Source organism: Hallella sp., from assembly GCF_037460745.1.
GTDB lineage: Bacteria > Bacteroidota > Bacteroidia > Bacteroidales > Bacteroidaceae > Prevotella > Prevotella faecis.
Window position 1 is genome coordinate 34,505 of sequence record NZ_JAXVAE010000057.1, and the last position, 25,201, is coordinate 59,705.

General features: G+C 55.3%; 13 protein-coding genes. 8 read left to right on the plus strand and 5 right to left on the minus strand.

Annotated elements, in window-relative coordinates; all coding sequences use genetic code 11:
* A complete protein-coding gene (locus WKK33_RS01975; RefSeq protein WP_337932241.1) occupies positions 1–4,194 on the plus strand; it encodes a PKD domain-containing protein in 4,194 nt (1,397 codons plus the stop codon).
* Positions 4,195–12,159, plus strand: a complete 7,965-nt coding sequence (locus WKK33_RS01980; RefSeq protein ID WP_337932243.1) for a CARDB domain-containing protein — start codon at positions 4,195–4,197, stop codon at positions 12,157–12,159.
* Between the two features lie 155 nt (positions 12,160–12,314).
* Here the strand turns inward: WKK33_RS01980 and WKK33_RS01985 are convergent, their stop codons facing one another.
* Positions 12,315–13,478, minus strand: coding sequence for an energy transducer TonB (locus WKK33_RS01985; protein WP_337932245.1), 1,164 nt, complete (start codon positions 13,476–13,478; stop codon positions 12,315–12,317).
* A gap of 822 nt (positions 13,479–14,300) precedes the next feature.
* On the opposite strand from WKK33_RS01985, the gene WKK33_RS01990 reads away from it, so the two are divergent.
* On the plus strand, positions 14,301–15,509 hold the full coding sequence (locus WKK33_RS01990) for an MFS transporter (protein WP_337932247.1): 1,209 nt from the start codon (positions 14,301–14,303) through the stop codon (positions 15,507–15,509).
* Between the two features lie 48 nt (positions 15,510–15,557).
* Positions 15,558–16,298 (plus strand): HAD family hydrolase, encoded by a 741-nt coding sequence (locus WKK33_RS01995; protein WP_215759356.1) that lies wholly within the window; start codon positions 15,558–15,560, stop codon positions 16,296–16,298.
* 28 nt (positions 16,299–16,326) lie between these two features.
* Here WKK33_RS01995 and WKK33_RS02000 read toward each other — a convergent pair whose 3' ends face one another.
* Positions 16,327–16,704 carry an L-rhamnose mutarotase gene (locus WKK33_RS02000; RefSeq protein WP_215759357.1) on the minus strand — a complete coding sequence of 126 codons (378 nt, stop codon included), beginning with the start codon at positions 16,702–16,704 and terminating at the stop codon, positions 16,327–16,329.
* Between the two features lie 219 nt (positions 16,705–16,923).
* On the opposite strand from WKK33_RS02000, the gene WKK33_RS02005 reads away from it, so the two are divergent.
* From WKK33_RS02005 to WKK33_RS02020, 4 genes are read left to right on the plus strand one after another with little or no spacing between them, the layout of a single operon-like run.
* Positions 16,924–17,880 (plus strand): methylenetetrahydrofolate reductase, encoded by a 957-nt coding sequence (locus tag WKK33_RS02005; protein WP_337932249.1) that lies wholly within the window; start codon positions 16,924–16,926, stop codon positions 17,878–17,880.
* 3 nt (positions 17,881–17,883) lie between these two features.
* Positions 17,884–19,029: a DNA polymerase III subunit delta gene (locus tag WKK33_RS02010; protein WP_215759359.1), complete on the plus strand. Its 1,146-nt coding sequence runs from the start codon at positions 17,884–17,886 to the stop codon at positions 19,027–19,029.
* Positions 19,030–19,059: 30 nt separating this feature from the next.
* Positions 19,060–20,490: a regulatory iron-sulfur-containing complex subunit RicT gene (gene ricT, locus WKK33_RS02015; protein WP_337636491.1), complete on the plus strand. Its 1,431-nt coding sequence runs from the start codon at positions 19,060–19,062 to the stop codon at positions 20,488–20,490.
* Complete coding sequence (locus WKK33_RS02020) at positions 20,487–20,945, plus strand: gliding motility lipoprotein GldH (protein WP_215759361.1); 459 nt, start codon at positions 20,487–20,489, stop codon at positions 20,943–20,945. Before ricT ends, WKK33_RS02020 begins: the two co-directional genes overlap by 4 nt.
* A gap of 443 nt (positions 20,946–21,388) precedes the next feature.
* Here the strand turns inward: WKK33_RS02020 and rodA are convergent, their stop codons facing one another.
* Genes rodA through mreD form a run of 3 tightly spaced genes read right to left on the minus strand, consistent with a single transcriptional unit; the run spans position 21,389 to position 25,201 of the window.
* Entirely contained in the window at positions 21,389–22,864 is a 1,476-nt protein-coding gene (gene rodA / locus WKK33_RS02025; RefSeq protein WP_215759362.1) for a rod shape-determining protein RodA, read from the minus strand.
* Positions 22,845–24,695 carry a penicillin-binding transpeptidase domain-containing protein gene (locus tag WKK33_RS02030; RefSeq protein WP_337932250.1) on the minus strand — a complete coding sequence of 617 codons (1,851 nt, stop codon included), beginning with the start codon at positions 24,693–24,695 and terminating at the stop codon, positions 22,845–22,847. The genes rodA and WKK33_RS02030 overlap by 20 nt, the downstream gene beginning before the upstream one ends.
* Before the next feature lie 5 nt (positions 24,696–24,700).
* Positions 24,701–25,201: a rod shape-determining protein MreD gene (gene mreD / locus WKK33_RS02035; RefSeq protein WP_337569721.1), complete on the minus strand. Its 501-nt coding sequence runs from the start codon at positions 25,199–25,201 to the stop codon at positions 24,701–24,703.

Consider the following 25,201-nt stretch of genomic DNA (forward strand, 5'->3'; position numbering starts at 1 on the left):
ATGATTAAGTCAAAATACATACTAACCCTCCTCGCCATGCTACTATGCATGGTGGCGAGGGGACAGGATTTCAATCCCGACAGCCCACCCGAACCGGGAGCACGCTATAAGCTCACGCTGAAGGCTAACCCAGCGGAGGCCGCCACCGTGAGCGGAGGCGGATTCTACGTGGTGAACGCCAACGTGAACGTGAAGGCTGTGGCCAAAGGCAGCAACTGGCGATTTAAGAACTGGACCAACGCCGAGGGCGAGGAGGTGAGCACAAGCAGCTCGTTCACCCACAAGAAGGCAAACAGCGCCGAAACCCTCACGGCCAACTTCGAGGAGGTGAAGACCAGCCGTCTCACCATTGCCTACGACCCATCATTGATCGGGGAAAGCAAGACCTACGAGTATGCCGTGGGAACGGCCTTCTCGACCACTGTTTCAGCCTTTACCAACTACGTGTTTGAGAAATGGACCAACAGCAAAGGCGAGGTGGTGTCGACCAACCGCAAGGTGGAATACACCACCACCGAGGACGATGAGACCCTCACCGCCCATTACCGTTTCGACCCAAGCAGTCCGGCGGAGCCCAATGAGACCAAACCCAAGCACAAGGTGTACTTCAGGTGCGTGCCTGATAAAGTGTCCTCGTTCAGCCAAAGCAACGGATTTTCTGTGTCGGAGGGCGCCAAGTTCAGTTTCTATGTCTACGACGCAAGCAACTACAACTTCAAGGGTTGGACCTACGAAGGCAGCGATGAGATCATCTGTACCACACGCACCTACGAGGGCACGATGGGCAACAACGACATGCGCCTCGTGGCGCACTTTGAGTTTAACCCCGGGTCGCCCAATGAGCCGTCGACCGACACCAAGCAGCGACACACCCTCTACGCCACCACAACCGCCCTATATCAGGGCGAGAGCACGCTGCTCCCCATCTATCTGGAGAACACGGGCAACGTAGCGACGCTGTCGTTCAAGCTCCATCTGCCGCAGAACGTAAAGGCCAACACCAATGCCATTGAGACCACGGTGCGCACATCGGCCTACACCGTTGAGGCCAGCCAGGAAGACAGCGTACTGACCGTGGCGCTCACAGGCGGCACGCAGATCAGCGAGCATGGAGGTGTGGTGGTGCGCATACCCGTCATCACCCAAGAGGGATTCAAGGATGGCGAATACCCCGTTAGGTTTAGCGACATTGCGGGCACCAACACGGCCAACACGGCCATAACGTTTACCCATCGTTCCGGACGATTGGTGGTGAGCACCCTTGAGGAGGGCGACCTGCAAGCCAAATTCTCGGTAGACCGCTACATGAACCGCGCACAGTTCACCAATCTTAGCACGGAGAGCGCACGCTCGTTCGAGTGGGAGTTTGGCGACGGAGCCACAAGCACCGAACGCAACCCCAAGCACCAATATGCCGAGCCCGGCACCTATACCGTGCGACTCACCGCACGCGGATTGGTGAAGACCGTTACGGCCGAGCAAAACATCATCATCAATCCCGCCAGCACATGGACCGCCAGCGGCGACTACACGCTCGACCCCACCGCCAAGGGCGCACGCGCCTTCAGCTCAATGCACGAAATGTTTGAGCTGCTCTCGCAGTGCACTCCCGATGGCATCATCAACATCAAGACCGGACCGCAGGCCACCTTCGTGACCCATCTCACCGAGGCCGACTCGCTGGCCCTTGTAACCACGATGACGCAGAAGCTGAAGGCTGCCAGTCTGACCATGGCGTTTAAGCATGAGGGCGAAACGCCCTCCAAATTGCAGTTTGTGGCCAACGCGGCCACCAGCGACCTACAGAAGGTGGTGGACTATTTCCGCCACATCAGACTCGACAACGTGGTAGTGACGCTCAACGACGCCACCATCAACATCGGCGAGATCGACCGTTACAGCGAGCAAACCATCTGCTCGGGCAACGCTACACAGCCTGAGGCGTTCACCAGCATCAGCGGCAACGACGCCGTGAAGGTGAAATGGACGGCCAGCGTGGCGGAGGGATGCGCCGTAACCGGCTTTACGCTCTCAGGCACCGGCGACCTACCCGCCATGACACTCTTCAATGACGGCAACGCCAAGGATCTCGTGACCTATCATGTCGACGTAGAACTCAACGGGCAGGTGATGCACTCCTATCTATATAAGGTATATGTGAAGCCCCTGCTGAAGAGCGTTACGCTCAACTCGCCCAGCGACAAGGTGGAGCTCGAGTATGGCCAGCTCACCCTGAGCTGCTACAACCTCGGAGCCTTGGCGGAGGGTTACACCTTCCACTATCGACGCACCGACACCGAGGCCGGCGACGCAGCAGAGTGGACCGATGTGCGCACCACATCGCCCTCCATCCAGCTGACACCTGCCGAAGGCGCCTCATACGAATGGTACGTCACCGCACATGGCGAGTGTGGCGAGGCCGTGGAGAGTGCCCATCGCACGTTCAGCATACGCAAGCGCTCAGACCTGACCGTGGAATCGGTCACAGCACCCGTCGAGGTGAAGGCCAACACCACGTTTGAGATCAGCGCCGTGATACGTAACATCGGCATGGAGACAACACGCAACACCACATGGATGGACGTGTTGTTAAAGGTGAAAGCCGACGGCTCGGCTACCGTGGTACAAAACCAGCGCCATAACGGTGCGTTGGCGCCAAGCGAGTCCTACACCGTGACGTTTAATGTGCAAAGCGCAGACGCCACAGCCGAACCCGTGAGCTATGTGGTGGCAACCGACTGGTACAGCGAGGAGAAGGAGTCGAACGAAGGCAACAACCAAAAGGGAACGGAACTGATAGCCATCATCGACCGTTACATCGACGCCGACGACTACGCTTGCCTCAAGGCACTCTACCAGGCCACCAATGGTGGCGCATGGACCAAGACGTGGCGCGTTGGCAGCAATGCCGTGTCGACAACGGGATGGCCCGGCGTTACCTTCGATGAGGCCGGACACGTGCTCGCCATAGACCTCCATAGCAACAACCTCACTGGCAACCTGCCCACAGAGGGCGTGGCGTTCAAGAGCCTGAAGAGCCTCAACCTCAGCAGCAACAGCCTTAAGGGCGACGTGGCAGCCTTCAGCAAGCAGATGCCCGCACTGGAGACGCTCAACATGAGCTACAACCTTCTTGAGGAGTTGAAGGAATGCCTGCCTACACACATCACAACGCTCAACCTCGGCTACCAGTGCAACGCACGAAGCCTCGCTACGTTCAAGCTGCAAAACTGGACGATGGGCGACAAGAACGCACCCGTGGAGCTCGGAACGCTGATTGCCTACGACCACAAGAACCAGAACTTCGACGCACATCCCACGCTACGCCTCTACACGGCCAGCAACAACAGCTATGTGGGAGAGATGCGATACGTGGATGGCGCATACCGCTATTACCTGAGCGGCCTGTACAACTACGAGAACGAAACGGAGTTCTGTGTGCAACCCTCGGAAGGTCCCGCAGCCTACACCCGATTGCGCGCCAAGCTCGCATGGAAGAAGGGCGATGTCAACGCCGACGCATCGGTCGATGTGCTCGACGCGCAGCAGACCCTCAACTACATCCTCGGCACGTATAGCGGCAACTTCAACTTCAAGGCAGCCGACACCTACACCAGCAACAACATCAATGTGCAGGACGTGGTGGCCACCATCAACCTCTTCATCGGCTACGAGAGCGCTGAGGCCAAGAGCTACACGATGGCACACAGCGCATGGGCTGAGAAGGCTGACGCCATGGCCGCAAAGGCCAACACGCTTAGCGTGGAGGATGGTGCCTTGTGGCTCGACGCTACCGACCGCGTGGCAGCCCTCGACATTACGCTCAAAGGCGTGAGAGCCAACGATGTGAAGCTCACGCTCAACAAGATGCGTTATCAGCTCGTGACACATAACACCGCCAATGGCGTTCGTGTGGTAATTATCAGCACCACCGGCGACATGCTGACCGGACGCAGCAAACTGTTGCGACTGGCCAAGACGGCAAGCGTGGAACAGGTGATGGCCGCCGACATCGACGCACAGCCCGTGGGCGTGGCGTTTGACGGACAGGCCACCCACATCGAAGGCATAGAGGCCGAAGGCAACAGCCGCGACGCCATCTACACCCTCGACGGACGCAAGGTGAACCGCGTGAGAGCCAACGGCGTATATATCGTGAACGGAAAGAAAAAGGCAATACAAAGACATCAATAAATGAAGACCAGGAAATATATAACCATGATGCTGCTCTTGCTGGCGTATGTCACGGCAATGGCCCAAAACACCCTGAAAGTAGGAAGCCTGACGGGTGGACAGGGCAAGGACGTGATGATACCTATCAGCATGGAGAACACGGACGAGGTGGTGGCACTGCAGTTTGACCTGCAGTTGCCATTCGACAAGACGTACCGGAAGGACGCCACGCTAAGCAGCACACGTAACGTGAACGGACATACCGTGTCGGTGAGAGACCTCGGTGGCAGAAAATACCGGGTGGTTGTGGTGAACATGAGCAACCGCCCGCTGGCAGGAAACGCCGGCAGCCTCATCGAGTTCCCCATGACGGTGCCCACGGGCCTCGACCCTGAGACGGTGCATCCCATCAAACTGTCGGACGTGATCATAACCAACCGGCAGGGCGACAACATTCAGTCGGGCAGCCATGCCGACGGCAGCTACACCGTGCAGCGTGAATCGAGCCCCGACCTCGCAACGAGCGACGTGACCATCAAGACGGCGAAGCTCGTGCCCGGAGGAAAGGCCACGATAACATGGAAGGTGAGCAACGTGGGCGGTGAGAACACACGAAGCGGATGGACCGAGCGTGTGTACCTCGTGAACGAAAGCGAGGAGCAGGTGCATATCGGCAACACATACTTCAGCAACACGCTCACAAAGGGCGGATACATCACACGAAGCGCCGAGTTTGACCTCTCGCAGACCATCGGTCTGGAGGGCGACGTGAGAGCCAAAGTGGTGGTGGAGCCCAACAGCAGTTGCGGCGAGTATAACACCGACCGTGCCAACAACACCACCATGAGCGAGGGAACAGCCCCGTTGGAGAAGCGGCTATTCCTCTCGGCACCCGCCGACGTGGTGAAGGAAGGCCAGAGCATGCGCCTCACCCTGAAGCGCAGTGGCGACCGCAGCATGGACGAGACGTTCAACGTGAGCACGACGCTCGCCGAGCATGTGGTGGTGCCCGCAACGGTAACCATCGGCAAAGGCCAGTCGGCCGTGTCGTTCGACGTGAGTTGTCCCGACAACGACAAAGTGAACAACTACACAAAGGCCACCATCACCGTGGCCAAGGCCCACGACTATCCCAAGGATGTGGCTACCACATTCACCATTCAGGACGATGAGCTGCTGCCCCTCACCTTGAAGCTCGACAAGCAAGAATACGAAGAGGGCAACATCATCAAGGCAACCGTCAGCGTGCCTTACAGAATAGGCAATGAGCCGCTCACGGTCTACTTCAGCGTAGAAAAGCCGAAGCGATTCAAACTGCCAAAGAGCTTCACCTTTGCAGACGGAGCGAAAGAGGCGGTGATCGACATACCCATCGTGGACGACAACATTCCCGCCAACGACGAGACGATACAGCTCAGCGTGTCGGCCGACCATCACCTGACGGGTACGGCGCTCTTCGTACTGAAAGACAACGACGTGCCGGCCATCAGCATGACCCTCCTGCCCACCACCGTGAGCGAGGCCGCAGGCTACAACGCCATCCACGCCACCATCAAGCGCACAGGAGCCACCAACAGCAAGATTACGCTGAAGCTCAGCGACGACAGCAAAGGCGAGATTTACTACACCTCACCCATCACCATGCCCGAGGGCACGGAAGAGGTGACCTTCCCCATCGGTGTGAAAGACAACCAGAAGGTGGACGGCACACGCGAGGTGAAGTTTAGTGCGGCCATTTACATCACCGACTGCGGCTGCTCGGCCATTGGCGACAAGCAGACCGTGGTGACAGATACCATCACCATCACCGACAACGATGGACCGACGCTCACCGTTACCTCCGACAAGACAACCGTGCTGGAAGGTGGCGAAGGCGCCACATTGACCATCAGCCGCAACGATGCCACGACCCACCCGCTCGCAGTGACGCTCAAGGCAAAGGGCGACGACCTGGAGTTCGCTGAGACCGTGACCATCCCGGCAGGGAAAGAGAGTGTGACTACACCGTTCAAGGCGTTGGCCAACGAGACCAACGAGGGCAACCGCACCATCTCGATCATGGCCAGCAGCGAGGGCTACAGTCCCGGCACGGTGTGGATGCTCATCTCCGACCAGACTCTTCCCGACGCAGAGATGCAGACACCGACGTGCGACACCGACGTGGAGGCAGGAAGCACGGCCAAGGTGACGGTGACGGTGAAGAACATCGGCGCAACTAAAATGCCCAAGGGCACACAGATACGCACAAGCATCGGATCGAGTTCAACCATGACGCAGATCGACAAGGACATTGCCGTGGGAGAGACCTACACATCTGTGGTGGAGCTGACCGCACCAAGCGTGCCTGGTAAGTACAGAGTGACGGCAGAGATCAACCCCAACGGCACCGTCACCGAGCTGCAAACCATCAACAACAGCGCATCGACCGAGATCAATGTCACCACAGCTTATGTGTTCACCCTTAAAGCCGCGAAGGAAACATACCTCATGGGCGACAAGGTGGTGCTGAGCGGTACGGTGAAGAAACATGGTGGAGCGGCGGCAGAAAAGGTCGACGTGGAACCGTATATCATCTACGCAGGATCGCGCATCGCCATGAATGCCACCACCGACGCCGAAGGCAAATTCACGGTGGAGCACACGGTGCAAGCGGGCATGGGTGGCGAGTATGCCTACGGCGTGTGCACACCGGGCGAGAACAGCAGCGCCCAGCAAGGAACGTTCAACGTGTATGGCATGAGCCGCACCACGACCGACTATATCAAGCATGAGATGTATATGGACGAGCCCGCCACGGGAACCATCAAGTTGAAGAACATGACCAACCTCGCCCTTCACCATCTCAAGGCCACCTGCGAGCAAACGGAGCAGTATGAGGTGACGTTCACCAACGCCGACGAGTTGCCTGGTGGCGGAACAGCCGAGATAGGCTACACCATCAAGCCCCTGGCACTCACGAAGGGAACCAACTGGGAACGCCTCACGTTTACCATAACGAGCGATGAGGGCGCTACGCTCAGCATCGTGACCTACAACTACACACGCAAACATACGCCTACGCTCGTGGTGTCGACCAACAGCATCAACACCACCGTGACGAAGGGCAAGGTACGCACCTACCCCGTCGTGCTGACCAACACCGGCATTGCCGAGACAGGCAAGATTACCGTATCGCTGCCAGCAGGATTAGCCGACTTCATCAGTTTGGCTACGCCAGCCACCATGCCATCGTTGGCCACAGGCGACAGCGCCACCGTGATGCTGAAGTTCAACGCATCCAACTGCGACGTGAACATCATTCAGAAGGGCAGCATCGCCATCAACTGCAGCGAAGGAAACGGAAAGCAGGTGACCTTCAACGTGAAGGTGGTGAGCGAGGAGAAGGGCAACCTGCGCATTCGTGTGCGCGACGAGAACACCATCTACGGCAACAAGGATGGCGAACATCCGTACGTAAGCAATGCCAGCGTGCGCCTCACCGACTACAACACCGGAGCGTTGGTGATGCAAGACGTGACGGGCGACGATGGCAGCATTACCTTCAACGACCTCAACGAGGGCTACTACCACCTCCATGTGACGGCCGACCGCCACGACACGTACGACCAGAACGTGCTGGTGAGCCCGGGCGAGACAACGGAACATCTGGCCACCATCAGTTACCAGGCCATCAAGGTGGACTGGACGGTGGAAGAGACCGAGGTTGACGACGAATATGAGATAACCACCAAACTGACGTTTGAGACGCAAGTGCCGGTGCCGGTAGTGGAGATGAACGCTCCCGAGTCGCTGATCCTTGCGCAGATTGAGCGCGGCAAAAGCGCCCTCTTCAATGTGGTGCTGCGCAACCACGGCTTGATTGCCGCACAGAACGTGCAGTACACACCGCCTACGGCCGACGGCTTCGTATTCATGCCAATGGTGGAATACGAGGGCTTCACGCTCGCACCTGAGCAGAGCTACGTCATCCCCGTGCTCGTGATGCACGAAGAGGACTTCAACAGCGACAACTTCGCACAAAACGTGAAACGCCACATGGTGCGACGTTCCGACAGCAGAGCCAAGAAATGTTTCGGCGACATGGGCACCAGGTTTGAGTGGCCTTGCGGCGAAGACGCCAAGTTCGCATGGATCGGCTCTGTCATCCGTTATGTGCAGGACAACGCCGAATGTTCCGACCCACCACCCGCAGGTGGCGGCCACTCTGTAAGCTATCCCACACAACCCGGTCTGGGCGGTGGCCCTCACGGAGATTTTGGCGGCTATGCAACGGCAAGCGGTGGAAGGACTGACGCCGAGGCGTTGATGAAGTTGGTGTGCACCTCAATAGAGTGTGTGCCTATTCCCGACCTGCCACTCTGCATGTCACCCGCCATCACCAATGCACTGGAAGGATCGGCCCTGCAATTTGCAGGCGACTGCGCGATGGAGTTTATCAACGGCAAGATTGGCGAGAAGATTCCATTGTTCGACTGTCTGAAAGGAATAGCTTCCAACTACGGACCAGACATGATAGATTGTCTCGGCAACTGGGGCAAGCAACTGGCTGGATTGTTCAGCAAGATGCCCAAACGGAAGGCGGAGGCCAAGGACGACAAGCCCATCCCCGCCCTGATGGAGTCGTCGGGTTACAAGCAGTTCCTGTTCTACAGCTACTTCGACACCTTCATGGAGTATAACCGACAGTTGACGAAGGCGCCTGAGGCCATCAGCATGAAGGACTTCGGCGTGGAGCTGATGTCGGCCATCCATGATATTGACCTCGAACTCAAGACGATGGCTGACAATGGCACCTTATGGACACTCGACCTGTCGACGATTCCCGACAACACCACGGTGGACGACAAGTCGGAAGGCGTAGGTCCCTACCTCACATCGCTCATGCCCAATAAGAGCGCAAACATCGCCGACTTCTCACTGCGCAACTACGTGGAGCGCCTGCGCAACACATGGCGCAAAGAGAACGGCATGGATTATGACAGCGACAACCACATGGACGAGGAGGTGGTGGCCGACATTCTGAAGACCCGCCAGAACTGTGTGGAGAAGTTGGTTAACCTGGGAATCCCCACATGGACCGACCTCATGGGCAGCGCACGCAAGGACATGCTGCAATACATGGAGACGCAATCGGAGAACACATGTGCACAGGTGAAGCTTGAGATCAAGCAGAAGCTGGTGCTCACACGACAGGCTTTCCGTGGAACGCTGACCATCGAGAATGGTTCGGGCAACGCCCTGAGCAACATCCTTGTGAACGTGAACGCCACAAACATGGAGACGGGCTTCGTGGCCACCTCACGCGAAATGCAAATTTCCGTGGAGAAGATCGAGGGATTCGGAGGCGACAAGGACGGCGCATGGACCTTGGGCGCTGGACAGAAGGGTGTGGCAACCATCCTCTTCATTCCCACCAAGTATGCGGCTCCTGAGAACCTCACCACCTATAGCTTCGGCGGAACGCTGAGCTTCAACGATGGCAACAGTGAACAGAACCGATCGCTCTATCCGGTGAGCTTGCAAGTGAAGCCGACACCTGAGCTCGACCTGACTTACTTCATGCAGCGCGACGTGTATGGCGACAACCCGTTGACGCTCGATGTGGTGGAGCCAATCGTGCCTGCCGAGTTTACGGTGCTCATCCACAACAAGGGCTTTGGCGACGCCAACAATGTGCGTATGATTACGAAGAAACCTGAGATTGTGGAGAACGAGAAGGGCCTGTTGATCGACTTCGACATCATCAGCTCAAGCCTGAATGGTGGCGAGAAGACCATGGCGCTCGACGATGAGATCGCTACCCAGTTTGGCACCATCGCCGCCGGCAAGGCGTCGTATGCCACATGGGATCTCACCTCAACACTCATGGGACACTTCACCGAGTATGACGTGAGCGTGACGCATGTCACCGACTACGGCAACCCCGACCTCTCGCTGCTCGACCGCGTAACGATCCATGAGCTGATACATAGCGTGAACGCTACGATAGGCGACAAGGTGTACCGCGCTTGGATTACCAACGATGTGGCCGACGCTGAGGATGCGCCCGACCATATCTACTTCTCGAACGGAACCGACGAGGAGCTCGTGACGCTGAGCACCGAGACAAAGATGGAGCGCATCGACGCTACCCACTACCGGGTGACGGTGCCGACAGATGTGCCACGCAACTGGTTCTACACGAAGGTGACGAATCCGGCGGGCAAGTACTCGAAGATTCTCAGCATCACGGATGAGACCCACAACCGACCGCTCGACCCAGCCAACTTCTGGACCAGCGACTACACCATGAAGGATGGCATCGACCCGTTGCTCGACTATCGTCTGCACATCGCCGACATCGTATCGGGCAAGGGAACGAACACATACATTGTGGAGTATGAGCCTATACCCGAGGTGCGTCTCGACGTGGAGAGCATCAAGACGGTGCCTGGCGATGAGCAAATTGCGGAGGAACCCATCGAGGAGCTTACCGTGACCTTCAACAAGGACATCGACCCCGCAACGTTCACCCGCGACGACATCGTGGTGCGCTACGAGGGCAAGACGCTCAACAACGAACTGCCTATCTCGGCACAAGACGAGACGACGAAGCGCGTGTTCAAGCTCAACACCAGCAGCCTGAACGAGAACGGTTACTATGTGCTGCAAGTGAAGACCGACAACATCACCGACACCGAGGGCTATCAGGGCGCTGAGGGTAAGATGGTGAGATGGATGCTCTTCAAGGATGGACTGGTGCACTACAATGTAGACGTTTATCCGCTTGCCACATACGGAAAGGTGGAATGCGTAGCGGATGAGGATCCCGAAGCACCGGCCACCGCCAAGCGTGGCGTGCTGAGAACGGGTGCCAAGACGGGCAACATGAGCGGCGCGCAGAAGTACGGCCGTGGCGTGACCTTCAAGGCAATGCCCAACGAGGGCTACAAGTTTGCGTACTGGAAGGACAACGCCACTGGCGAGATCCTGTCGACCGATGCCAACTATCACGTGGAGGCGCGTAGCACGCTCGACATCTCTGCAGTGTTTGAGGCCAACACGTACAAGGTTACGGTGACCTGCAACGAGGATGGCGGAACGATGGATGTGGCCTCCGGACTCTATGAGTATGGCACACAGCTCACACTCGACGCCAAGCCCAATGAGGGCTATCGCCTCGACGGTTACAAGGTGAACGGTGAAACGATTGAGACTTCCGATCCTTATGAGCTTACGGTGAAAGAACTGACCAACATTGAGGTGCTGTTCCACGACCTCACACCGGTCGACATCTTCCTCGACGAGCGCAAGGACTACCAGAAGCCCATCGACTATGTGAGCACGGCAAGCCTGGCCAACGGAACAAACGTGAAGCTCTACCGATCATTCCTCAAGGGCGCTTGGAACACCATCTGTCTGCCGTGTGCCATCGACGATCCCGAGAAGGTGTTTGGCACTGGCACAGAGGTGGCTCGACTGGTGGGCATGACCCCGACGTCGCTCACCTTCGAGAAGGTGACCAAGATGGAGGCGAACATTCCGTATATCATCAAGCCCACCGTGATCAACAATGCCGCCTACGCCAACGTAGCGTCGCCCACGGTGCTCTACGACCTGGGATTGCAAGAACTCATGGACTACGAGGGCGAGCATCCTACGGATACGCACAACGGCGTGTCGTTCATCGGAGCATATAGCGTGTATAATGTGCCAGCCAACGAGGGCTATTACTATATCAGTGGCAATAAGTTCTATTACATGGACGTTGCGGTTCCCACCACGCGTTATCGCGGATACTTCCACTCTGAGCGCCACAACGCCCTGATGCTGAGCCTCGACTTTGGCGGTGAGTCGACGAACATTGAGAACATCTACATCCTGCCGGAAGGCGCATCGGATATCTACGACCTGACAGGCAAGAAGGTTCGCTCGGAGGGCGAATCGCTTGAAGGTCTGAAGCCGGGTGTGTATATCACCCGAAACAAGAAATTCGTTGTGAAGTAGAACCATAAAACGAAAAGTGGCGAAGGTCGATTCTAACCTTCGCCACTTTTCTTTTTCCCCTTAACCCAATAAACGTCAATCGGCCATTAGCGTTGGAATAAGCCCAAATCGGTCATTATATTTGGGATAAAGAGAAAGAAATTCCACAAGCCTCATCAATACTGGAAACGTTGGTAGACCCTGACGGGCACCGCACGCCCCTGATGGCTACCCGGTTGCCAACGCGGCATGCCCTTCACGATGGTTACGGCATGGCGGTCGGCCATAGGACTGACTGGCTCCACCACGTGCACATCGCAGGGGTGGCCTTGCTTGTCGACCACAAAAGCCACAATGGCCTCACCATGTGCCGTGGAGTCGGTGGAGCGATCAAAAAGGCTGATGGTGGTGAGGTAATGGTTGAGCGCCTCACGCCCGCCTGTGAACGACGGCATCTTATCCACCTTATTATATATGGAGTCGCCCTCCCAGGTGAGTCGCATCGGGGTGAAGACGGGCTGGCGATCCGATTGCTTGCGACCCATAAGGCGCTTGGCGTCGCGCGTGAGAAGGGTTGTCATGGAGCGGATGGGCAGCACACGCTCATAGGCAAACGCCTCATCGTCGGTGGCGCAAGCGATGTGCATACCCACGGTTTGCGTGGTGCCATCGATCCAAACACCATCCACATCGGCCTTCTTCAAACCATAGAACTGACGATCGCTAAGCTGCTCGAAGAGGATGGCAAAGCTCTCCTGGTCGAGGTTGCCAAGTCGGGCCACACGCAGCAGATCCTCGGTTTGCATCACCCGGTCGGTCAGCAGGTCGAAAGTAAGGATGCGATAGATATCGCGTGCTGCAAGAGGCGACAAGGGTTGGGGCTCCACCCGTTGATGAAGCTCCATGCAAAGCCATTGCCGGGGCTGATAGGCTTTTACGCGAACAGTGGTGGTGACATAGCAAAAGCGACGGTCGTCTGGGAGAAATGCGAGTTGGCCTGTGACGGGCTGGCCCATGCGCTGCTTGAATTGGGTATAGGCTTGTTGTCCATCGGGCGTGGCAGATTCGAAAAGTATGGAGTCGAGCGCCGTTTGCAGCGGGCGGAGGTCGGCAAAGTCGATGGCCTCGGGCCACTCCAACTGGGTGTCGACTACGGTGAAGTTGGAGTCATTGCGTAGGAAGGCATTGTCGCGGTAATAGCCCACGCTATAGCGCGCTGGCGCATCGTCGACAGTCTGCGCTGAGACTGTGGCACCTTCTGGGGAAAGGCATAGGCCACCTGCCACGGCCACTACCGTTAGCAGACAGGCTCTCTTAACATATTGGGTAATCTTTTTCATGGGCGTCATGTCGGTTTTGTTTCGTTCATTCTATTGCTTCCTCCATCCATCTGCGAAATTACGGCTTTTTATCGAAACCACGCCCTATCCCCCACTCTTTAACGCAATTGGGTCATGAGATTTTAATTGTTAAGGCCGAGCGGCGCCGTCTGAGGTAGAAGTTATGAGAGGTGAGATGAAACTCAAATCACCAGGATTGTTGGATAGATCTCATTTGGTGGGGGCGAGATGCGAATTATGGCAACAATCTATATTGAAATCTACATGGTTGGTGGCGACGACAGAAGGATTGACCGGAAATACGCCATTCTCAGCGCAATCACATAACAATCTGACAGCTAACAAGTTATCTCAACAAGATTATATTTGTCGCCTTATTTTTAACATTCTCTCTTGCGAAACATGCCTAACCGTGGGACGAAACATGGTCTTTCGCGCCTCGAAACATGGCCTTTCGAGGTGCGGTTAGGTAGGTATCGCAAAACGGAAGATGCCTAACGGCACGCGCACGGCTCAGAGCAGGGACGGTGAACACGGAAAATCGACCGTTTCGTTGGCTGGTTCAACAAAAAACGCCACACAACTTTTGCACCAAAATATCGAACAGAGCATATCGCACAAAGGCTGGGGGCGTTACCTTAAGCTACACCAAACGAAAGACACGCGCTTTTGCAGGTGGGCCCACAACAAGCATTTTCGTTGAGAGAAAACTTTTGGCATTGGGGTTTTCTTTATAACTTTGCAGTGAAAAACAGATAGGGAGGGAAACGCCTGAAGGTGGTCCTTCCCAAGAGATTAACAAGCCCAACCAGTAAACAGATTATGCTCTTTTCGAAAGCACAAGCCAGCAAGACGGCAGGCGACACCGCATTCATGATCCTGTTCGCCGTTTGCTTTTGCCATCTGCTCAACGACACCATGCAGTCGATGCTCCCAGCCATCTACCCACTGCTGAAGGAGGAACTGAACCTGTCGTTTGTGGAGATCGGCCTGCTGACGCTCAACCTGCAAGTCACCTCATCGGTGATACAACCCCTCGTGGGCATCTATGCCGACAAGCACCACCACTCATGGCAACTGGCCGTGGGCATGCTGTTCACCTTCACCGGCATCTTCATCCTGTCGATGGCCACGAGCTACGCCATGGTGATGCTGGCGGTGGCCTTGATGGGATGTGGATCATCGATATTCCACCCCCAGGCGTCGCAGGTGGCACAGGTGGCAGCCGGAAGCAGGAAAGGCTTGGCGCAGAGCATCTTCCAGGTGGGAGGCAACGGCGGATACGCCATCGGACCGCTCTTGGCAGCACTCATCATCATACCCCACGGACTGCATGCCGTGCGCTGGTTTGCCATCATTGCCGTGGTGGCATCGAGTGTGCTCTACTACGTGGGACGGTGGCACGTGAAGGCTTTGGCCAACCACCGCAAGGTGAACGCCGTGACCTGGAGTACCGCCAAGACATACACCATGAGGTGGAAGATATTCTTCGTGGTGCTGCTGTTCATCCTCATGTTTTCCAAGAACTTCTACACGGCGAGCATGACCAACTACTACACGTTCTTCCTCATCGACAAGTTTGGCGTGACGGTGCAAACATCGCAATACTGCCTGTTTGTCTTTCTCGCCTCGCAGGTGGTGGGAACACTGGTGGGAGGATGGATAGGCGACAACTATGGACGGAAGAGCGTCATCCTGTTCTCCATCTTCGGCGCCGCCCCGTTCACCATCGCCCTACCCTACCTTACCAACCTTTGGGCCACCATCGTGCTGTCGGTAGTGATCGGCATGGTCATGGCATCGGCCTTCTCGGCTATCCTCGTATTTGCCACCGATCTCATGCCCCATCACACGGGCATCGTGGCCGGACTGTTCTACGGCCTCTCGTTTGGAGCGGCTGGTGTGGGAAGCGCCCTCTTCGGATACATTGCCGACGCATGGGGCATCGACAGCGTTCTGAAAATCAGCACGTTGCTGCCACTGATAGGCATCGGCGCCGTGTTCCTGCCAAAGATGAACAAGGAAAAGTAATAACCATTCAGCAAGCCTGGGCAAACGCCCGCTTCCACTCCCTATAACATGAACGACAACAACTTAGATATCAAACAATTGGCCGACAAGGACATCAGGCTCCTTGCCTTCGACGCCGACGACACACTATGGGACTGCCAAGGCCATTTCGACAATGTGGAAAAGGCATACGCACAACTGCTGGCGCCCTACGCCGATGAACCCACCGTGGCCGAAATGCTCTTCCAAACGGAAACGGCCAACATGCCACTGCTGGGCTACGGAAGCAAGGCGTTCACCCTATCGCTCGTGGAAAACGCGGTAAAGGTGAGTCGCGGACAGATTGCCGCGGCCGATGTGCTGCGCATCGTGGAACTGGGAAAATCGCTGCTCACACTGCCCGCCACACCCCTGCCCGAGGTGCGCCCCACGCTGGAGGCGCTGCGGCAGTCGGGGCGCTATGCCATGGTGGTGTTTACGAAGGGCGACCTGCTCGACCAACAGAACAAGGTAAGGCGCTCGAACCTCGCACCGCTGTTCGATGATGTGGTGGTGGTGAGCGACAAGACACAGGCCGAATATGCCAAGCTATGCCGCCTCTTCGATACGCAGATCGACCACATGCTCATGGTGGGCAACTCGTTCCGGTCGGACATAGAGCCCGTGTTGCAGCTCGGAGGATGGGCCGTGCATATACCCTTCACCAGCATCTGGCGACACGAGCAAACAGAGGAGTACGACCATCCACGCCTCGCACGTATCACCCACTTCGGCCAGCTCACCAACCTGGTGGATGCCGAACGAGGGTGAGACAAGGGTGTTTACGTCGGATGGAGGTTTAGTAAAGATGGAACATGCGGTCCATCATCTTCCACTTCTCATCGCTGGTTTGTCCGGCCTGGCAGCCTTGCAACACAGCCACGAAATCTTCCCATTCCTGCTGGCGCGGCAAGGTTGACAGTTTGGCCATGGCCTCGTCCCAATTGAAATCGATGGGCGTCTCAACGATCATGAACAATCGGTTGCCCAAGATGTAAATCTCCATCTCGAGGATGCCGCACGCACGGATACCCTCGCCAATGACGGGCCAAAACTCTTGCTCGCTATGGGCCTTGCAATAGCGCTCAATCAACTCGGGGTTGTCTTTCAAATCCATGGTCTGGCAATAACGCTTCACCGGACCATGATACTCTTGTTGCTTGTATCCTTCTGTCATATTTATGGAATGGTTAGTGTATGCAAAGATACGCAATAGTTGCGGAAGACCACAACATTTACGCCGCTTTTCAACGAGAAAAACCACAGCAACAGGAGCAACCACCCAATCACACAGAGCGCTTGCGTTGACGAATTGTGGAAAAATGGACTACAAACGAATGATTATGAAACTTTTTTGTTAACTTTGTAGCGGATAATACATCAATGACAAAAGTTCATGAGCGTCATAGACTTACTCAACGACAACACAAATGCGCACCGATTTTCCTTTGAGGTGCTGCCCCCACTGAAGGGCAACGGAACAGAAACGCTGTTTCGAAACATCGACAAGCTGGGCGATCTTGACCCGCTCTACATCAACATCACAACACATCACAGCGAATATGTTTATCGTGAACGGGAGGATGGACAATATGAACGGTTGCGCTTGCGCCGCCGACCGGGAACCATCGCAGTGGCCGCCGCCATTCAGAAACGCTATGGGGTGCCCGTCATCCCACACGTCATCTGCAGCGGTACGACAGCCGAGAAGATCGAATACGAGCTCATCGACCTCCAATTCTTAGGCATCACGAACGTGTTGCTGCTCCGTGGCGACAAGGCCAAGGAGGACCGCATGTTTACCGCCACTCCCGGCGGACACACGCACACCACCGACCTGATACGTCAGGTGAACGAGTTCAACGCCGGACGCTTCATCGACGGATCGGAGATGCGCAACCCCGGAAAGCCCTTCCACTACGGCGTGGCGGCTTATCCCGAGAAGCACGAGGAGGCGCCTAACCTCGAGATGGACATGAAATACCTGAAAGAGAAGCAAGACCTCGGAGCTGATTACGCCGTGACACAACTGTTCTACGACAACAGGAAATACTTTGCGTTTGTGAAGAAGGCAAGGGAGATGGGCATCACCATGCCTATCGTGCCCGGCATTAAGCCGTTTGCCAAACTCACACAGATAACACAGGTGCCCAAGACGTTCCACTGCGACATGCCACAAGAGCTGGCTACCGAAGCCGTGAAGTGCAAAACCGACGAGGAAGCCAAGGCGCTCGGAGTGGAATGGACCACGACACAGTGTAAGGAACTCTATGCGCACGGTGTGAGAGACATACACTTCTACACCGTGTCGGCCATGGACAGCGTGGTACAAATAACCAAAAACCTACTATAAGATATGCAGTTTAGCGAAGTCATCGGTCAAAGCGAAGCCATCGGCAGGTTGTTGCAACTTGTCGAGGAGCAACGCGTCCCACACGCCCTGATGTTCAACGGGCCGGCGGGAAGCGGCAAACTGGCATTGGCCCTGGCCTTCGCCTCCTACCTCCTGGGCGAGCGGCACGACGGCCACTCGCTGCTGACCAACAACGCCGCCACGGCCAACGCTGAGGCGATGCTGGGCAAATGGCAACACCCCGACCTCCATTTCTCATACCCCGTGATACGCCCCAAGGGCGCGTCGAGCGACCGAAAGATAACCAGCGACGACTTTGCAAAGGAGTGGCGAACGCTGATCGGCAAGACGCCCTACTTCACCATGGACCAATGGATGACGGCCATGGATGCCGAAAACCAGCAAGCCGCGATCTTCGAGGCGGAAAGCGATGCGCTCGCACACGTGCTGAACATGAAGTCGGCAATGGGCGGATACAAGGTAAGCCTAATATGGTTGCCTGAGCGAATGAATATAACCAGTGCCAACAAACTGCTCAAACTGTTGGAGGAACCGCCTTCGCAAACGGTGTTTCTCTTGGTGAGCGAGGAGCCTGAACGGCTGCTGGAGACCATTCGCAGTCGCGTGCAGCGATTCGACGTGCACCGCATCGACACGCCCGACATGGAGCAGGCGCTCATCAGCAGGCGCGGACTGGACGCCGACATGGCGCAACGCGTGGCACATACGGCATGCGGCAACTGGCTGAAAGCCATGGAGGAGCTCGACAGCGACAGTGAAAACCGACAGTTTTTCGACCTCTTCGTGAACCTCATGCGACAAGCGTACATGCGCGAAATGAAAGGTCTGAAGAATTGGAGCGACAATGTGGCCGGTCTGGGACGAGAGAAGCAACGGCGCATGTTGACCTATTTCCTGCACTTGGTGCGCGAGAACTTCATGTTCAACTTTCAGCAACCAGCGCTCAACTACATGACGCAGGAAGAGGAAAAGTTTAGCCAACACTTCGCGCGATTCATCAATGAGCGCAATGTGGTGGAAATGGCTGAAATGCTACAACGCACACACCGCGACATCGGACAGAACGCCAATGCGAAGATTCAGTTCTTCAACTTGGCTCTCAATATGATCATACTCCTTAGGAGATGATACCTTTTATCACATCTAAAAACAATTATCATGAACAATAATACATGTACGGGATGCGACCGTGGACTCTGCAGCGCCGCTGTGGGGCGACAGGACAAGCAACTCAACACCTACGACTGGCTGGCCGATGTACCCGGCAACGCCGAGTCGACCGACTTGGTGGAGGTGCAGTTCAAGAATACGCGAAAAGGATATTACCACAATGTCAATAACCTCAGGTTGCAAAAGGGCGACATTGTGGCTGTGGAAGCCAATCCCGGACACGACATCGGCGTGGTGACGCTCACCGGACGCCTTGTACATTTGCAGATCAAAAAGGCCAACCTCAAATCGGCCGACGACATACGACGCATCTATCGCATAGCGAAGCCTGTGGACATGGAGAAATACCATGAGGCCAAGGCGCGCGAGCACAACACCATGATCGAGAGCCGACAGATCGCCAAACGCCTCGGATTGCAGATGAAGATTGGCGACGTGGAATATCAAGGCGATGGAAACAAAGCCATATTCTACTACATCGCCGACGAACGTGTGGACTTCCGTCAGCTCATCAAAGACTTGGCTGCCACATTCCACGTGCGCATTGAGATGAAGCAGATCGGAGCGCGACAGGAGGCTGGACGCATCGGTGGAACAGGACCTTGCGGACGCGAGTTGTGCTGCGCCACATGGATGAAGAACTTCTCGAGCGTGTCGACCAACGCCGCACGCTTCCAAGACATCTCGCTCAACCCACAGAAATTGGCTGGCATGTGCGCCAAGTTGAAATGCTGCCTCAACTATGAGGTGGACGATTACATGGAGGCTGGACGCAAATTGCCGCCCAAGGACGCTATACTGCAAACGCAAGACTGCGATTTCTTCCTCTTCAAAACCGACATCCTGGCAGGGCTCTGCACCTACTCGTCGGACAAGAACCTGGCTGTAAACCTCGAAACAATAACTGCCGAGCGCGCCAAGGAGGTCATCGCCATGAACCGACAAGGTGAGAAACCGCTCTCGCTGCAAGAGGACGACAGGGCGAAGGAAGCCAAGAAGCCCATCGACCTGCTGGCAGATGCAGACCTGAGCAGATTCGACAAGTCGAAACGAAAGAAGAAGGGCGGCCAGAAGAGCCACAAGCCGAAAGCCGACAACCGACCCGCACAAACCAACCAACAAGGAAACGCGCCGCGTCAGGATGCGCCGCAGGGCGAGGCTCCGCGCAACGGAAACCAACAGAAACGACGCAACAAGCCCAACCGCACCAACAAGCCCAACCGTACCAATGTGCCCAAGGGCGAGGCGCAACAGCAGCCCCAACAGGGGGCTAAGCCACAGCAACCCAATGGCAAGCCACAGCAAACGGCCAACCAGCAGCAACCAGCCAAAGCCCAGCAAAGTGCCAAGCCGCAGCAGGGTGCCAATCCACAGCCAAGCAAGCCACAAGGACAACCTACCCCAAAGGAGAACGCATGAAACACATAATGGCATTCCTCATGGCAGGCGTGCTATGTGTAGCGTGTACGGGCAACAAAGTCTACGACCACTACAACCACACGCCCATTGCCGGATGGGAGAAGATCGACACGCTGAAATTTGAAGTTCCACCCTTGGCCAAACAAGGATTGTACGCCACCAGCATGGGACTGCGCATCAACAACGCATTTCCCTTCATCAGCATGACGCTCATTGTGGAGCAGACGGTGCTACCCGCCAACAAGACGGTAATAGACACCATCAACTGCCCACTGATGGGCAAGGACGGACAGGTAAGGGGCAAAGGCGTAAGCTATTACCAATACCACTTCCCCGTATCGCTCATGCAACTCAATGAGAACGACTCGTTGCACATCACCGTTCGCCACGACATGAAGCGCGAAATACTGCCAGGCGTGTCGGACATTGGCATCGAACTGGAGAGAAGGCAATAAAACCCTAACAATCATTGGGGATAAAAGGATCATCCGACATTTGGAGTGAAAAATATCACACGTGAGTATTTACGCTCAGACGCGGTAACAACGAATTGAACGAATTAACGAATTGATATAATCGTTTTACGATTACCAATTTGAACGAATTTAGCTAACGCAATTTGGAAAAATTCGAAAATTCGAGAGAAATTCGTTGTTACGCCGTCTGAGGCTAAATTAACTATTCGTTGTGAAAGCCGTCTGAGGCCAGAGCTATTAGATGTGATGCGCAATTCAAATCACTCCAAATGTCGGATGAGCCGGATAAAAGATAGCACTAAAGGCGACCTGCCGCACCACAAGTCGAATGACTTTGCGATGCGGCAGGTCGCCTTTTAGTAAAGATCATGTTGGTTGAACCCAAATGGCCTCATGACTTGATAGGGGGCCCTCACTCGTTCTTAGCTGCGCACAAGGTTGCGAGCGGCATCTATACGTAGAAAGATGAAGAGCAGGATGGTGAAACCCCACAACGACGATCCACCGTAACTAAAGAAGGGCAACGGTATGCCAATAACTGGCGTTAGGCCCAACACCATGCCCACATTGATGAAAAGATGGAACAGGAAGACGCTTAGCACACAGTAACCATAGACCCGCCCAAACTTGAACGGTTGCCGTTCGGCCAAATGAATGAGCCTCAAGATAAGCGCCAAGAACAGCAGCAACACGCCAGCTGATCCCAAAAAACCTTCTTCCTCGCCCACCGTACAGAAGATAAAGTCGGTGTCTTGCTCAGGAACAAAGCGCAACTTGGTCTGCGTTCCATTGAGGAAACCCTTACCACGAAGACCTCCGGAACCAATGGCAATCTCACTCTGATGGACATTATAGCCTGCTCCAGCCAAGTCTTCATCGAGACCCAACAACACATTGACGCGCACACGCTGGTGGGGCTCCATCACATTATTGAGCAGATAATCGGCGCTATAGAAGAACGCGATGGAACCCACGGAGAACAAAGCGATAAGCAGGTAATGGACAATTTGCGTGGACAAGCCCTCATAGACCAAGTAACCCACAAGGCAGGCACACACGATCAACTGGACCCACACTACATCGAACGGTATGACATAGAGGGAGAAAAGCAACGCTACGACCGTGATGGAAAGCGAGATGAGACCTACACGAATGGCACGCTCCTTCTCCTTGCAATATACAAAGACCATGGCCGAGGTGAACATTTGCACCAAGAGCAGCACAACAAACTTACCAAGCGACGTGGGCGTATTCAACAACCACACCTGTTCGTACTTGATGCCTACCACAAAATAAACCACCATGGCCACTCCCGTAAAGAGGATGCCGCCTGGCATGCCCTCACGATACAGCATCAGGAAGAACGAAAGGTAGACCAACGCGGAACCAGTTTCGCGTTGCCCCACAATGAACAGCATGGGCAAGAGTATGAGCGCCATAGCCGTAGCGAGATGCTTGGGCTTATGGATGTCGAAACCGTAGGTGCTCATGAGTTTGGCCACAGCAAGCGCCGTGGCAAACTTGGCAAACTCGGCAGGCTGCAGGCGAAGGGGGCCCAGCACCAGCCACGACCGTGAACCCTTAATTTCATGAGGGTTGAAGATGGTTACAAAGAGCAGCAGCAACAACAAGGCGTAGATGACATAGGCAAAGGTGTCGTAGAAACGGTCGTCGAGCATGAGCAACACAAAGCCCAGGACGAGCGACGTGCCTATCCATATGATCTGCATACCCGAACGGGTGGCGAAACTGAAAATATCGGTCTCGCCATACGTGTAACTGGCTCCGCAGACACTGATCCACCCAAACGCGAGCAACGCAAGGTAGATGCCTATCGTCCACCAGTCAAGACTGCGAAGCACACTGGGCTGCTGCTTGTCATCGTTCTGCATTTCCATATCCAATTCTACGTTTTTGCATTTCAGTGGCAAGGCGTTCACCGGCCTCGCTCAACTTACCCATGATATACTGTTCCATGATGACCTTTCCCATGGGAACACCGTAATCGGCTCCCCATCCACCATTCTCAACATAAACCGACACTGCAATCTTCGGATTGTCCATAGGTGCAAAACCCATAAAGACGGAGTGGTCGTGACCACGGTTCTGGGCCGTACCTGTCTTTCCACACGCTGCAAAGGGCAACGATGCGAGCATGCGGCACGTACCACCCAAGGCCGACGAGCGCATGCCTGCCGCAATGATGTCGTAGGAGCGTCGTGTGGCACGTGTGTAGTGGCGGTTGGTATAGAGCGTGTCGAGCGGCACGCCCGCTATGGATTTCACCACATGAGGCACATAATAATAGCCGCGGTTGGCGATGGTGGCACCCAGGTTGGCGATCTGCAACGGCGTGAGGTTAACCTCGCCCTGACCAATACTGATACTGATGATCGTCAGGCCGTTCCAAGAGCCCTTGTAAGCCTTGTCGTAGAAACCAGCGTTGGGTATGAGTCCGCGTTTCTCACCAGGAAGGTCGATGCCCAAGCGGTAGCCAAAACCCATGCTCACCATGTAGTCGCGCCAGGTGTTCATGGCGTTCTGCACCGTGCCGTACTTACGACGATTGGACATCATGTAATACAGTCCCCAACAGAAGAAGGCGTTGCAAGACGTGCTAATGGCAGGCACGATGGCCAAGGGCGCCGCATGACTGTGGCATCCCACATGCAAGCCTTTATAAGAGAAGCCACGATGGCAGGGGAACACGGTATGGCTATTGATGATGCCTTCAGACAGGAAGGTCAATCCTTGCGTGGTCTTGAACGTGGAGCCCGGTGGGTACTGTCCCATGATGGCGCGATTAAGCAAAGGCTTCCACGTGTTGCGCGACAGGTAGGAGTGGTACTTGCTGCGATTGTGTCCTTCCAACAACCGAGGGTCGTAGGAGGGCGAAGAGGCCATGCACAAGACCTGTCCGGTTTGAGGATCGATAGCCACAATGGCGCCTATCTTTCCTTCCAACATACGCTCAGCGGTGGCTTGAAGATTGATGTCGATTCCCAATGTCAGGTCGTGGCCGGCTTGCGGACGACGGTCGAACCGTCCCTTCTGATACTTGCCCTGGATGCGACCATGAGCATCGCGCAAGAGGATCTGAACGCCCTTCTCACCGCGAAGCTGCTTCTCGTAGCTACGCTCAACACCCAACTTACCGATATAATCGCCGGCCTGATAGTATTCGTCGTCTTCAATATCGGACGGCGACACCTCACCCACATCGCCAAGGATATGGGCGGCATAGGGATATTCATACTGGCGGACGGTGCGTTTCTGCACATAGAAACCAGGAAAGCGGAACATCTTCTCATAGAAGACACTGTAGTCCTTATCGTTGATCTGGCTCATGAAGAGCTGTTGGGTGAAACGCGAATATCCAGGATTCTTGTTGCGGTCCTTGATCTCATCCATGCGCTTGATGAAATACTCCTTGGTAATGCCCAACGTCTGACATAAATCGAGCGTGTCGAGACGTCCCTTGGCTTCGTTCATCACCACCATAATGTCATAGGCCGGCTGGTTGAACACCAACAACTTACCATTGCGGTCGCGAATAACACCACGCGAGGGAAACTCAATGCGCTTGAGGAAGGCATTGGAGTCGGCACTCTTACGGTAGTCGTCGCTGAGGAGCTGGAACGTAAAAAGGCGGATGATGTAGATCGTTACAATAATTACGGCTACACCACCTATGACATAACGGCGATTGTCGAGATTAAAATCCTTCATCAATATTACTTCTTCCTAATGCCATCAACAACGATGAGCAATACTTCGGAAAGCACCAAACTGCCCCCGATGCTCAGCAACCACTGTACCCAATTGAAGAAACAGAAGGTCTCGAGGGTAAAGAAGACCACACAATAGACCAACATCAACAACAGGGAATAATAGAAGAAGGTCAGCGGACCCATAGAGTAGATAGCAGGTTGGAAGTTCTCATCATCGTCGCGTTGCATGAACAACTCGAGCACATAGGGCTGCAAGAAGCCCACAAGAGTCAGCGAGGTAGTAGCGACACCAGGCGTGTCGGCAAAAATGTCCACACAAAGGCCCAAGAGAAAACTATACAACAAGATAGCCCAACGGGGGTATCCCCGCTGGAAACTAACGACAAAATAGACGTAAAGCAACGGTGTAGCGCAATCGAACAAATGGATATTGTTCAGCACCAACACTTGCACCAACAACAGGGCAAGAAAGAGCAACAACCGCTTAAAGAAATCAATGTTCAT